Genomic DNA, 11,187 nt, shown 5'->3' with positions numbered 1-11,187 from the left:
GCCACAGCCGCTGGGACCATGCTGGCGGGGTGCTGGACTTCCCGCAGGCGCGGGGGGGGGGTGCCGCCGCCCGTGGGGGGGTGCCCGGGCCCCCCCCCGCGCCCGCCCCCCGCCCGCCGGCGTCCCGCCGCTCCCGGGTGAACCTGGCCTCCGGCCCGGAGGCGGACACCGCGAACGCCGCGTCCCCCGCCCCGACCGCGATCGCCACGCAGCGCACCCCCTCCTCCTGCTCGGACTCGTCGGTCGCGAAGCCGGACCGTCGCACGCGGTCCAACTCGGCGAGCATCGCGGCGGTGTCGACGATCGTCGTGTCGGTGTACCGGCGCATCCCGGCCCGGCCGAGCATGGCGAGCACCTCGTCGTCGTCGTCCTGCGCGATCAGCGCCTTACCCACGGCGGTGCAGTGCACCTCCACCCGTCGCCCCACCTCGGTGAACATCCGCATCGAGTGAGGCGAGGGCACCTGGGCGAGGTACACCACACCGTCCCCCTCCCGCACGGCGAGGTTGGCGGTCTCCCCGGTGGCTTCGACCACCGCGGACAGCACCGGCTCGGCCCAGGACAGCGTCGCGCGGCGGGCCGCCTCGCCGACCCGCTGGAGCCTCGGCCCGAGAAGGTAGTCGCGCCGGGCGTCGCGGCGGAGGTGGCCGGACTCCGCGAGCGTGCCGCACAGTCGGTGAACAGTCGCCGCGGCCAGACCGGTGTCCGCGCAGAGTTCCCCCAGCGTGGCGCGCCCACCCCGACGGGTCAACGCGTCCAGCAGCGAGAGCGCACGCTCGACGGACTGGACCCGCCCCCGCGCCGGACGCGCCGAGCTCATCGCCCCGCCTCACCGAGCAGGTCGAGTGCCGTCTCCAGCGGGCTCGCCGCATCATCGGCCCGGCCGTCGGTGTCCGTGTCGATCCACCGGATCCGATGGTCCCGACCGAACCACGACCGCTGCCGCCGGACGTACCTGCGCGTGCCGATCACGGTGCGCTCGTGCGCCCGGGACACCGCCTGCTCGTCGAGCGCGAGCCGGTCGTCCATCTCGTCGAGCACCTGCGCGTACCCGATGGCACGGCGGGCGGTGACCCCCTCCAGCAGCCCACCGGCGACCAGGTCGCGGACCTCCTCGACCAGTCCCCCGGCGAACATACGGGAGGTGCGGGCGGCCAGGCGGGCGTCGAGTTCCGGTAGCGCGCACCGGAGGCCCAGGAGCCGTGTCCCCCACCGTGGCTCACCGATCGTGGGGCGCGACGCGGAGAACGGTCGTCCGGTGATCTCCACGACCTCCAGCGCGCGGACCGTGCGGCGGGGGTCGGTCGGCAGGATGGTCCGCGCGGCCTCCGGGTCCACCCTCGCCAACTCGTCGTGAAGCGCCTGCACCCCCTCCTCCCCGAGGCGGCGCTCGAACCGGGCCCGGACGAGCGGATCGGTGTCGGGGATGGACCAGTCGTCGACCAGCGCCTGGACGTACAGCATCGAGCCGCCACACAGGATCGGGACGTGGCCCCGCTCCCGGATCTCGGCGATCTCGCGCTCCGCCTCGCGGCGGAAGTCGGCCACACTCGCCGTCTCGGAGACCTCGAGGACGTCGATCCGGTGGTGCGGGATGCCCCGACGCTCGGAGGGCGGGAGTTTGGCGGTCCCGATATCCATGCCGCGGTACTGCTGCATCGCGTCGCAGTTGACCACCTCCCCGCCCAGCCGCTCGGCCAGATCGAGGGCGAGGTCGGACTTCCCGGTCCCCGTCGCCCCAACCACCGCGACGGGCGCGGGCCCGCTCACGTGGGGCCACCGGGGGTCGGGGCCGCCGGCGACGGGAGATCCCACTGCGCGCAGTGGTAGCCCACGCCGAAGGGTGCCCAGGACTCGGCCCGGGTGGCGGCCCGCTCCCCGACCAGCCGGGCCAGGACACCCCACACCGGCCGGGTCCACCAGCCCACGGACTCCGCCACCGCGGCCCCCGGGTCGGGCAGCGCTCCGCCGCGCCGCACCCAGTCGGTCAGGGCGGCGTCGAGCGCCACGCCGCGGGGGTCCTCGGGGACCGGTGCCCGGGCGGCGAGGGAGGCGGGACCGTCCGCCACGACGACGACGAGGGCATCCGACACCGGGTCCCCCGGGGAGGATCCCTCGCCGGGGACGCCCACGAACGCTCTCGGGAGGTCGATCCCGGCGCGGTCGAGGAACCACCAGCCGAGCAGCGCCGAGTCAGGGACTTGCGAATCCCCCGCCTCCGGGCTGCCCGGTCGCCCGACCGGGATGGGTACCCCCCACCGGCCGAGGGAGGCCCGCACATCGCAGAGGGTGCGACCTTGGGGATCGGAGCCCAGGACCACCACGAGAGAGCACCCGGAGGCGGCGGACCTGAGCGCCGCCACGGCCCGCGCGACCTGATCGGCCGTGTCCGCCGCGGCCGCGCCGGACAATTCGGGCACCAGAACCGGCGCACCGGGCAACAGGACTACTGAGGTGCTCACACCCCGCCACCTTACTGACCTCCCCGGGAGCCGGCCCTCCGGACCCGACGGGGGCTCGTCGGCCAGTCGGCGGGGATCCACCGACTTCCGGCCGGTGGTTGGTACACACTAGGGGGATGCCGTCCCCGGGAGGGGCCGGCGAGGCGATGACCGGCGAGAGTCCGGTGACGGTGCCGTGTCACGCGGCAGAATGGAATGAGGACGAGATGAGCGACAACCCAGCCACCACCCCGGGCGACACGGACGCCGGGGGGGCCGCAGCGGCCCCCACACCGACTCCCGGGCCTCGCCCGGGTGCGCCTTCGCCCGCCGCACTGGCCCGGAAGATCGCCGCGAGACCCGCCACGTCCCCCGAACCACGGGTCGTCCGGGCCTCCGATCCGTCCGAATGGGGTCGGGTCGACGACACCGGTGCGGTGTTCGTCCGGACCCCGGACGGCGAGCGGCAGGTCGGTTCCTGGCAGGCCGGCGCCCCGGAGGAGGGCCTGGCCCACTTCGGCCTCCGCTTCGATGACCTCGTCGCGGAGGTCGCGCTGCTCGAAGCCCGCCTGGACTCCCATCCGCAGGACGCGCGCAAGACCCGCGCCTCGGCCGAGTCGCTCGCGGAGCAGATCCCGACCGCCGCCGCCGTGGGTGACCTGGACTCGCTCGCGGCCCGCGCCGCAGCGGTGATCGAGCGCTCCACCGCGGTGGAGAAGGACGCCCGCCTCCGTAAGGACGAGGAGCGGGCGGCCGCCGTCGCGCGTAAGGAGGCCCTCGCCGCCGAGGCGGAGGAGATCGGGGAGTCCTCCACCCAGTGGAAGGCCGCGGGAGACCGCCTCAGGACGATCCTCGAGGAGTGGAAGACCATCCGCGGGATCGACCGCAAGACCGATGACGCTCTCTGGAAGCGATTCTCCAAGGCGCGGGAGGCGTTCAACCGACGCCGCGGATCGCATTTCGCCGACCTGGACCGTAACCGGGCCTCCGTCAGGCGGGTCAAGGAGGACCTGGTCGAGCGCGCCGAGGCGATCTCGGGATCGACCGACTGGAACGACACCGCCACCGCGTTCCGACGGCTCATGGACGAGTGGAAGGCCGCGGGCCGGGCCCCCCGCGACGCCGACGACGCGCTGTGGAAGCGGTTCAAGGCCGCCCAGGACACCTTCTTCGACGCCCGGCACGCCGCGGCGGCGGAGCGCGACTCCGAGTTCGAGGGCAACGCCACCGCCAAGGAGTCCCTCCTCGCCGAGTTCCAGGGCCGAATCGACCCGGCCAGGGATCTGGCCGCCGCGCGGTCGGCGTTGCGCGAGCTGCAGACCCGGTGGGAGGAGATCGGGAAGGTTCCGCGGGAGAAGATGGGCCAACTCGAGGGACGGATCCGGGCGCTGGAGAAGTCGGTCTCGGACGCCGCGGATTCCGAGTGGCGCCGGACCGATCCCGAGGCCAAGGCCCGGGCGGCTCAGTTCTGGGTGCGGGTCGAGGATTTCGAGGCGCAGGCCGCCAAGGCGGACGCCGCGGGCCGGGCCGACGAGGCGGGCGAGGCCCGCGCGCAGGCCGCTCAGTGGAGGGAGTGGGCAGAGGCCGCGGAGAACGCCGTCGAGACCCGCTGACGCCGCCGCGTGGGTCGGTCGCCGCCGCCGGTCTCAGTCACCGTGGCGGGCGGACTCCTCCACGTCGAACTGCTCGGGCACCCGCGCGAACAGCACCCCGGCGAGGGTCATCACCAGAGCCAACACCAGGATCTCGCTGAGATACAACCCGATGCCGGGTGCACCGAACTGCGGGAAGTCGGGATTGGGGCCGCGTCCGGACTGGCGTAGCCAGATGGCCAGCACCCCGTAGACCGCGGCCACGCAGCTCGCGCCCCAGGCGATGCCCGCCGCCCACCATTTCTGGGTGAGGATCATCATGGCCCCGAACACGATCGTCCCGACGGAGTAGAGCAGCACAAAGACATGGGAGGGAAGGGACGTCTCCTGCTCGCGGGCGACCTCGGTGAAGAACAGCACGTCCAATCCCCGCACGCCCGCGCTGTGCGGAAGCGCGAGCGCGGCCGCGAGGAGGACGATCAGCACCGCTGAGGCCAGATATGCCTTCCCGATGACCAGCGTGCGGCCCAGGGCGCGGTCCCTGCGCCGCAACTCCGACTCGGCGTTCCGGGTGACGTCCATGATCCCCGCGATGGGGTCGGGTCGATCCTCGATGCTCACGTGAGGCATCCCTTCTCGGTGGTGTCGGCGCTGACCACGTCGAGGCGCAGGGTGGGCAGTCCGAGTCCCACCCCGATCGGCGGGGTCTCGGGCTTCTCGCCGGCCTCGTGACGGTCCCCCGCACGGGTGGCGCGGCAGGTCAGCACGCCGTCGTCGGCCAGCAGGTGGTGGGGGGCGGCCGCGGTGATCCGGGTGGTGATCACGTCCCCGGGACGGATCCGCCCGGCGTGCGCGCCGACGGGGGCGAAGTGCACCAGCCGCCCGTCTCGCGCCCGCCCGGTCATCCGGGCGGTGGCGGCGTTCTTGCGGCCCTCGTCGGCGGTGACGAGGAGCTCGACCTCGCGGCCGATCTGCGCCCGGTTCTCCTCGAGCGTGATGCGCTCCTGCAGGTCGATCAACCGCTCGTAGCGTTCCTGCACCACGGACTTGGGGATCTGGTCGCCCATCGTGGCGGCCGGCGTCCCGGGACGGGGCGAGTACTGGAACGTGTAGGCGCTGGTGAATCGGGCCTTCTCCACCACGTCGAGGGTCGCCTGGAAGTCCTCCTCGGTCTCCCCGGGGAAACCGACGATGATGTCGGTCGTGATCGCCGCGTGTGGCATGACGGCCCGGACCCTGTCGAGGATGCCGAGGAACCGCTCCGACCGGTAGGACCTGCGCATGGCGCGGAGGATCCGGTCCGAGCCGGACTGCAGCGGCATGTGGAGCTGGGGGCAGACGTTGGGCGTCTCCGCCATCGCCTCGATCACGTCGTCCGTGAACTCCGCCGGGTGCGGAGAGGTGAACCTGATCCTCTCGATGCCGTCGATCCGGCCGGCCGCCCGGAGCAGCTTGGCGAAGGCGCCCCTGTCGGAGGGCTCCCCGGGGTCGTGGAACGACCGTCCGTAGGCGTTGACGTTCTGCCCGAGAAGCGTTACCTCGATCACGCCCTCGTCCGCCAGGGCCTGCATCTCCGCGAGGACCTCACCGGGGCGCCGGTCCACCTCCTTGCCCCGCAGGGAGGGAACGATGCAGAACGTGCAGGTGTTGTTGCAGCCGACGGAGACCGACACCCAGCCCGCGTAGGCGGACTCGCGGGTGGCCGGCAAGGTCGACGGGAAGTGCTGCAGCGAGTCCGCGATCTCCACCTCGGCACGCTCGTTGTGCCGCGAGCGCTCGAGCAGGGCGGGCAGGTGCCCGAGGTTGTGGGTCCCGAACACCACGTCGACCCACGGCGCCCGTGACACCACGACGTCCTTGTCCTTCTGGGCGAGGCAGCCACCCACGGCGATCTGCAGCCGCGGATTGGCGTCCTTCCACGGTCGCAGGTGGCCGAGGGTGCCGTAGAGCCGGTTGTCCGCGTTCTCCCGGACGGCGCAGGTGTTGAACACCACCAGGTCGGGCAGGCTCCCCTCCGCCGGGTCCGCCTCACCCTCGAAGGGGACGTAGCCGGCGGCGTCGAGGACGCCGGAGAGCCGCTCCGAGTCATGGACGTTCATCTGGCATCCGAAGGTCCGCACCTGATAGGTGCGGACACCGACGCCCTCGACGCGGGCGTCCGCGTCTACCGTCTGCGGGTCGGTCACGAGAGAATCCACGCAGGCCAGGGTACTCAGCCCGACGCCTGGGCCGCCAATTCGGCGTTCACCACGGACATCGCCAACCCCGTGGGATAACCCCGCCGGGCGAGGAAGGCCACCAGCCTGCGCTTCTCCCCCTGGATATCCGCCCCGGGGCCGATCGCCGCCGGCTTTCTCGCCAGGCGGCCGCGCACGAGCTCGGCGGCCTGATTCCTGTCATCCGACTCCTCGATTCCCGCCACCGCGCCGGCGATATGCGTCTCCGCGACGCCCTTCTCCCGCAGTTCGCGTTCGAGCGCGCCCCGCGAGCGTCCCCTCCGACGTCGTCGGCCGCGGACCCATTCCGAGGCGAAGTCCGCGTCGTCGATCAGACCCCAGATCCGTATCCGCTCCAGCGCCTCGTCGACCGCCCGGGGTTCGTGTTCCTTGGACAGCAGCCGCTCGCGGAGTTCGTGCTCGCTCCGCGGCCGGTACCGCAGCAGCCGGAGCGCGGCCGACGCCGCCTCGTGCGCCTCGGGCGCCAGGGGTGGTAGGTCCGAGGTGCTCGAGGCCCGCGATTGCACCGCGTCGACGGCCGAGCGCAGTTGATCCGCGTCGAGCCGGCCCCCGGGCCCGGACGGCCCACGCTCCTGCGCCGCCATTAGAACTCGACGGGCACCACGTCGATGGGCGCGTCCGCGTCGGACTCGGCCTCGATCTCCGCGATCTCCGCTCCGGCACCGATGTTGAGCTTGTCGAGGATCTTCCGCTCGATCTCGTCCCGGACCTCCGGGTTCTCCTTGAGATACCGACGGGCGTTCTCCTTGCCCTGCCCCAGCTGGTCGGGCCCGTAGGTGAACCAGGAACCGGATTTCTTGATAAAGCCGTTCTCCACGCCCATGTCGATCAGCGACCCCTCGCGGCTGATGCCCTCGCCGTAGAGGATGTCGAACTCGGCGATCTTGAACGGCGGCGCCACCTTGTTCTTGACCACCTTGACCTTGGTGCGGTTGCCGACCGCGTCGGCACCGTCCTTCAACGTCTCGATGCGTCGCACGTCCAGCCGGACAGACGCGTAGAACTTCAGCGCCTTGCCACCCGTGGTGGTCTCCGGCGAACCGAACATCACGCCGATCTTCTCGCGCAGCTGGTTGATGAACACCGCCGTGGTGTTGGTGTTGTGCAACGCACCGGTCATCTTCCGCAACGCCTGGCTCATGAGCCGGGCCTGCAGCCCCACGTGACTGTCGCCCATCTCGCCCTCGATCTCGGCCCGCGGCACCAACGCCGCCACCGAGTCGATGACGAGGATGTCGATCGACCCCGACCGGACAAGCATGTCGGCGATCTCCAGCGCCTGCTCGCCCGTGTCGGGCTGGGAGACGATGAGGTTGTCCGTGTCCACCCCGAGCTTGCGGGCGTACTCGGGATCCAGCGCGTGCTCCGCGTCGATGAACGCGGCGATGCCGCCGGCCGCCTGGGCGTTGGCCACCGCGTGCAGCGCGACCGTGGTCTTACCCGAGGACTCAGGGCCGTAGATCTCCACGACGCGACCCCGGGGGAAACCCCCGACTCCGAGCGCGACGTCGAGGGAGAGCGCGCCGGACGGGATCACCTGGATCGGCGGCCGGGTGTCGTCCCCGAGTCGCATGACCGAACCCTTGCCGTACGCCTTGTCGATCTGCGCGAGCGCCAACTCCAGCGCCTGCTCGCGATTCTGGGCCGCGCCCGGCTTGCCCGTGTGCGTCCTGGCCTTGGCTGCCATGATGATCTCCGTTCGTGCTTCGACCCCCGGGTGTCGGTGGGTCTGTGTGGTCTGCTCACTGGCGGACGTTACGGGCCGGGTACGACACGAAGCGTCGTACGAGGCCCGGCGACCGCCCCCTGTGGAGGGATGACTCCCTGTGGATCGGTACCCCCGTCCACGCGTGATCCCAGTGTAGCCGAACGCCTGTTCGAGATCCGCAGGCGCGCCCCGGCGTGTCCTCACCGGAGCGCGTCGGGGACCTCGAACTCCGCACAGAGTGCCAACCACACCTGCTTGACCGGTTCCCCGGCATCGATGGCCTCGCTCGCCGTCCGCCCGCCGAAGGTCGCGAGGTGGTGGGACCGTACGAGGTGGTCCGCCCGGAGATCACCGAACGCCTCCGCGGTCCTGGCCCGGAACTCCGTCAACGTCATCCGACCCGTCCTCCTCCGCGGACGACGACGGGCCGCCGGCCTGAACGCCGGCGGCCCGTGGTCGACAGAGTCACTGCTGCTCGGTCTGCGCCTGCTGCTGGGGCGGGGTGGCCTGCTGGGGCTGCCCCTGGGACAGCTCGCCGGCGGCGCCGGCAGCCTGCCCGAGCTGACCGCCCTCGGCCTTCATCGACGCCCTGATCTGCTCGAGCCGGCTGTGGCCGGCCATCTGCGTGGAGGCCTGCTCGACCTCGAGCATCCGCCCCTGCACCGAGTTCTGGGCGAGCTCGGCCGAGCCGAGCGCGTTGGCGTAGCGGCGTTCGATCTTGTCGCGGACCTGGTCCAGGTTCGGGGTGTTACCGCCCGCGGACAGCTCGGACATGGACTGCAGGGACGCGCTGACCTGCTCCTGCATCTTGGCCTGCTCCAGCTGGCTGAGCAGCTTCGTCCGTTCCGCCACCTTCTGCTGGAGGACCATCGCGTTCTGCTCGACGGCCTTCTTCGCCTGCGCGGCGGCCTGGAGTGACTGGTCGTGGAGTCCCTTGAGGTCCTCGACGTTCTGCTCGGCGGTGACGAGCTGCGCGGCAAATGCCTCCGCGGCGTTCTCGTAGTCCGTCGCCTTCTGCGCGTCGCCGTTGAGCCGGGCCTGCTCGGACATCTGAAGTGCCTGACGGATCGACCCCTGGAGCTTCTCGATGTCCGCGAGCTGCCTGTTGAGCTTCATCTCCAGCTGCCGCTGGTTGCCGATGACGGCGGCGGCCTGCTGGGAGAGCTGCTGATGCTGGCGTTGGGCGTCGGCGATGGCCTGCTGGATCTGGACCTTCGGGTCGGCCTTCTCGTCGATCTTCGAATCGAACAACGCCATGAGGTAGCGCCATGCCTTGGTGAACGGATTGGCCATCGCTGCGTAGTGTCCTTCTGCCGATTCGGACGACGGGTCGATACCACGGTACCGAACAACGCCCTCGTGGGACCACCGGGCGGTTCCGGCGGCTGCGGGGGAACTCAGGCGGCGAGGACCGGTTCCGCGACGGTCCCGGGCGGGGAGACCTCCAGGGCGGCGCGGATGAGGATCTCACCGAGCGACACCTCGAGGGCCCCGGAGATGGAGGCGAGCAACTCGCTCGAGGCCTCCTTGCGTCCGCGCTCGATCTCCGAGAGGTACCCGGGACTCACGCGGGCGGCGTCGGCCACGTCCCGCAGCGTCCGACCGGATTCGCCCCGCAGGCGACGGAGCACCGTGCCGAGGGTCTCGCGTAGGAGTGGGGGCCCGCTCCGGTGGTCCGGTCGGGGCAGCGTGGTCATCTGGATGTTCGGCATCACGGGGTACAACGCCTCATGTCCCCGATTCGTTCCCGGCACCGTCGGCAACCCGGACCAGCAGTTCCAACGCGGCGGCGCAGGCCCCTCGACGGATGGCGCCGCGGTCCCCGTCCAGGGACAGCTCGACAGACCACGGTTCGACGCCCGGCGTGCACACCCCGAGGTGGACCGTCCCCACCGCCCGCCCCTCCTGACCATCCGGTCCGGCCACGCCGGTCAGCCCCACCCCGACGTCGGCACCACATCGACGGGCCGCGCCGGCCGCGAGCGCCCGTGCCGTCTCGCCGGAGACCGCCCCGTGCCGCGCCAGCATCTCCTCGGGCACCCCGGCGAGCTCGTGCTTGAGATCGGTGGCGTAGACCACGAGGCCGCCTCGCAGCACCAGGCTCGCCCCGGGAACCTCCGCCACCGTGGCGGAGAGCAGCCCCGCGGTGAGGGATTCCGCCGTCGCCAGCGTCCACCCACGCGCCCGGAGCGCGGACACGGCCGCCACGGCCCTCGTGTCGGGGGGAGGCGAGGGGGACATCGCGGGTTCCCGGCGCCTCAGAGGCCGGACCGGGCGGCCTGCCGGGCCTTGACCAGGTAGTCGATACCCGTGTAGACGGTCAGGACGAGCGCCACCCCGATCACCGCCCACTCGATCGGCCACACCCAGCGCGGGAGCGGGAGGATGAGCATCCCCAGCCCGACCGTCTGGGTGACCGTCTTGAGCTTCCCGCCCCTGCTCGCGGCCACCACGTGGTCGACGCCGAAGAGGCGCCACAGGGTGATCCCGACCTCGCGGACGAGGATCACGATCGTCACCCACCAGAACAGCTCGCCCACCAGGGACAACGAGATCATCGCCGCGGCCATGAGCGCCTTGTCGGCGATCGGGTCGGCGATCTTGCCGAAATCGGTGACCAAGCCCAGTCTCCGGGCGAGGTACCCGTCCACGTAGTCGGTCCCCATCGCCACGAGGAACACCAGGAACGCGCCGACGCGCCACCACGCGTCCTGCGCATCGGCCACGAAGAACAGGACGAGGAAGACCGGCACGAGCACGATCCGCACCACCGTGAGGACGTTCGCGATGTTGAGGACGGGGACCTCGGTGCCGGAGCGGCCGTCTTCGGTCGTGGGAGAAGTCACCCCCTCACCTTAGCGAGACGGACGGGAATACCCTTGACCGCACAGCCCACCCGCCGATCCCAGGGAGTATCGATCCATGCCGCTCTTCGCCGTGACCTACCGCTACGACGCCTCGCAGAGCGAGGACCGCGAGGCGAACAAGCCCGCCCACCGCGAATGGCTGTCCGCGCAGGTCGAGGCGGGCACGATCCGCTCGGTCGGACCGTTCGTCGACGGATCCGGTGCGCTACTGGTCGTGGACGCCCCCGGCCCGGAGGAGGCGAGGGCCCTGATCGCCGGTGACCCGCACTGCGTGCGCGGGATGGTCTCCGAGACCACCGTCCGGGAGTGGATGCCCGTGTTCGGCGTGCTCGCCTGACCCAC

General features: G+C 71.7%; 14 protein-coding genes. 2 read left to right on the top strand and 12 right to left on the bottom strand.

Annotation, left to right across the window (positions count from 1 at the left end; genetic code table 11):
* The 3 genes from Q0444_RS03705 to Q0444_RS03695 all read right to left on the bottom strand — a co-directional run.
* Positions 1–820: IclR family transcriptional regulator (locus tag Q0444_RS03705; protein ID WP_299021520.1), on the bottom strand; the 820-nt coding region annotated here is incomplete at its 3' end.
* Complete coding sequence (gene miaA, locus Q0444_RS03700; protein WP_291084856.1) at positions 817–1,770, bottom strand: tRNA (adenosine(37)-N6)-dimethylallyltransferase MiaA; 954 nt, start codon at positions 1,768–1,770, stop codon at positions 817–819. The genes miaA and Q0444_RS03705, both read right to left, overlap by 4 nt.
* Complete coding sequence (locus tag Q0444_RS03695; protein WP_291084859.1) at positions 1,767–2,462, bottom strand: hypothetical protein; 696 nt, start codon at positions 2,460–2,462, stop codon at positions 1,767–1,769. Before Q0444_RS03695 ends, miaA begins: the two co-directional genes overlap by 4 nt.
* Before the next feature lie 206 nt (positions 2,463–2,668).
* Between Q0444_RS03695 and Q0444_RS03690 the strand changes: the two genes are divergently transcribed.
* Positions 2,669–4,054: a DUF349 domain-containing protein gene (locus tag Q0444_RS03690; RefSeq protein ID WP_291084862.1), complete on the top strand. Its 1,386-nt coding sequence runs from the start codon at positions 2,669–2,671 to the stop codon at positions 4,052–4,054.
* Positions 4,055–4,087: 33 nt separating this feature from the next.
* Here the strand turns inward: Q0444_RS03690 and Q0444_RS03685 are convergent, their stop codons facing one another.
* The 9 genes from Q0444_RS03685 to pgsA all read right to left on the bottom strand — a co-directional run bounded on the left by Q0444_RS03685 (position 4,088) and on the right by pgsA (position 10,824).
* Positions 4,088–4,663 carry a hypothetical protein gene (locus tag Q0444_RS03685; RefSeq protein ID WP_291084865.1) on the bottom strand — a complete coding sequence of 192 codons (576 nt, stop codon included), beginning with the start codon at positions 4,661–4,663 and terminating at the stop codon, positions 4,088–4,090.
* A complete protein-coding gene (miaB, locus tag Q0444_RS03680) occupies positions 4,651–6,219 on the bottom strand; it encodes a tRNA (N6-isopentenyl adenosine(37)-C2)-methylthiotransferase MiaB (protein ID WP_291084930.1) in 1,569 nt (522 codons plus the stop codon). Before miaB ends, Q0444_RS03685 begins: the two co-directional genes overlap by 13 nt.
* A gap of 26 nt (positions 6,220–6,245) precedes the next feature.
* A complete protein-coding gene (locus tag Q0444_RS03675; protein ID WP_291084868.1) occupies positions 6,246–6,854 on the bottom strand; it encodes a regulatory protein RecX in 609 nt (202 codons plus the stop codon).
* Positions 6,854–7,957, bottom strand: a complete 1,104-nt coding sequence (gene recA / locus Q0444_RS03670) for a recombinase RecA (RefSeq protein WP_299021515.1) — start codon at positions 7,955–7,957, stop codon at positions 6,854–6,856. Before recA ends, Q0444_RS03675 begins: the two co-directional genes overlap by 1 nt.
* Before the next feature lie 221 nt (positions 7,958–8,178).
* Positions 8,179–8,373, bottom strand: coding sequence for a DUF3046 domain-containing protein (locus Q0444_RS03665; protein ID WP_291084874.1), 195 nt, complete (start codon positions 8,371–8,373; stop codon positions 8,179–8,181).
* Between the two features lie 70 nt (positions 8,374–8,443).
* On the bottom strand, positions 8,444–9,271 hold the full coding sequence (locus Q0444_RS03660) for a PspA/IM30 family protein (RefSeq protein ID WP_299021513.1): 828 nt from the start codon (positions 9,269–9,271) through the stop codon (positions 8,444–8,446).
* 104 nt (positions 9,272–9,375) lie between these two features.
* A complete protein-coding gene (locus Q0444_RS03655) occupies positions 9,376–9,690 on the bottom strand; it encodes a helix-turn-helix domain-containing protein (protein WP_291084879.1) in 315 nt (104 codons plus the stop codon).
* Between the two features lie 16 nt (positions 9,691–9,706).
* Positions 9,707–10,219 (bottom strand): CinA family protein, encoded by a 513-nt coding sequence (locus tag Q0444_RS03650; RefSeq protein ID WP_291084883.1) that lies wholly within the window; start codon positions 10,217–10,219, stop codon positions 9,707–9,709.
* Positions 10,220–10,236: 17 nt separating this feature from the next.
* Positions 10,237–10,824, bottom strand: coding sequence for a CDP-diacylglycerol--glycerol-3-phosphate 3-phosphatidyltransferase (pgsA, locus tag Q0444_RS03645; RefSeq protein WP_299021511.1), 588 nt, complete (start codon positions 10,822–10,824; stop codon positions 10,237–10,239).
* 76 nt (positions 10,825–10,900) lie between these two features.
* Here pgsA and Q0444_RS03640 point away from each other — a divergent pair, with 76 nt between their 5' ends.
* Entirely contained in the window at positions 10,901–11,182 is a 282-nt protein-coding gene (locus Q0444_RS03640; RefSeq protein ID WP_291084889.1) for a YciI family protein, read from the top strand.
* The last annotated feature ends 5 nt before the right edge of the window (positions 11,183–11,187 follow it).

Origin of the sequence: uncultured Dietzia sp., from assembly GCF_937873725.1 — a bacterium.
Taxonomy (GTDB): Bacteria; Actinomycetota; Actinomycetes; order Mycobacteriales; family Mycobacteriaceae; genus Dietzia.
The sequence above is the reverse complement of the archived record's forward strand: the minus strand, read 5'-3'. Positions and strand labels throughout refer to the sequence as shown.